This window comes from Nguyenibacter vanlangensis (assembly GCF_013376155.1).
Taxonomy (GTDB): Bacteria; Pseudomonadota; Alphaproteobacteria; order Acetobacterales; family Acetobacteraceae; genus Gluconacetobacter; species Gluconacetobacter vanlangensis.
Genome location: NZ_JABXXP010000994.1, coordinates 1 through 830, shown reverse-complemented (window position 1 = coordinate 830; position 830 = coordinate 1). Strand labels below are relative to the sequence as shown.

Sequence of the window (830 nt, the reverse complement as noted above, 5' to 3'; positions counted from 1 at the left end):
CGGCTTCGACTGGTCCACGGCGGACGAGGTCGCGCACAAGGTCGATGAGGAAATCGCGGAACTGAAGGCCGAACTGCCGGGCGGCGACCGCGCGCGCCTCGCCGACGAGCTGGGCGACGTGCTGTTCACCCTGGCCAGCCTGGCGCGCAAGCTGGACCTGGACCCCGAGGCCTGCCTGCGGCACGCCAACGCCAAATTCACCCGCCGCTTCACCGCCATGGAGCAGGACCTCGCCCGCCAGGGCCTGGCTCCGGGCGACAGCAGCCTGGACCAGATGGAGGCCGGCTGGCAGGAGGTCAAGCGCCGCGAGCGGACCGCCCGATCCGAGTGACCCGCCCCGGACGGCCGGTTCTACCCGGCCGGTCCCGCCCGACCTCGGTCCGCCTGTCCGGTCCGCCTGCCCGTCCGCTCAGGCGGCGTCCAGCAGCAGCGCCCGCAATTCCAGCCAACTCTCGCGATCCGGAGCATAGAGCAACCCGCCATCCAGGTCCGTGGGCCGATAGGGCGTGCCGTCGAAATGGGCGCAATACCCCCCGGCCTCGCGGTGGATCAGCCAGCCCGCCAGGTGGTCCCACGGCAGCGTCCGGTTGAAGAGCAGGAAATCGCACTTGCCGTCGCCCAGCATCAGATATTCGTGCGCGGCGCAGCGGAAATCCCACGATCCCATCAGGCGGGGCAGGTTGCGCGCGACCGCGTCGCGCATCGGCTGCGGCAGATAGCGCCAGGACGCGTTCCCGCACATCTCCCGCGCCGGAAGGGGCGCCGCGCACGACATGGTCCGCTCCACGCCGTCGGCACCGGCCAGCCATGCGCCCTGTCCGCGCACCGCC

General features: G+C 71.8%; 2 protein-coding genes. One reads left to right on the top strand and one right to left on the bottom strand.

Annotated features, from left to right (window positions below):
• A partial coding sequence (locus HUK84_RS20735) for a pyrophosphohydrolase domain-containing protein (protein WP_281362879.1) occupies nt 1–331 on the top strand: 331 nt, incomplete at its 5' end.
• A gap of 78 nt (nt 332–409) precedes the next feature.
• On the opposite strand, the gene HUK84_RS20730 is transcribed toward HUK84_RS20735, so the two are convergent.
• Nucleotides 410–830 (bottom strand): inositol monophosphatase family protein (locus HUK84_RS20730; protein WP_281362878.1); only part of this gene is annotated, 421 nt, incomplete at its 5' end.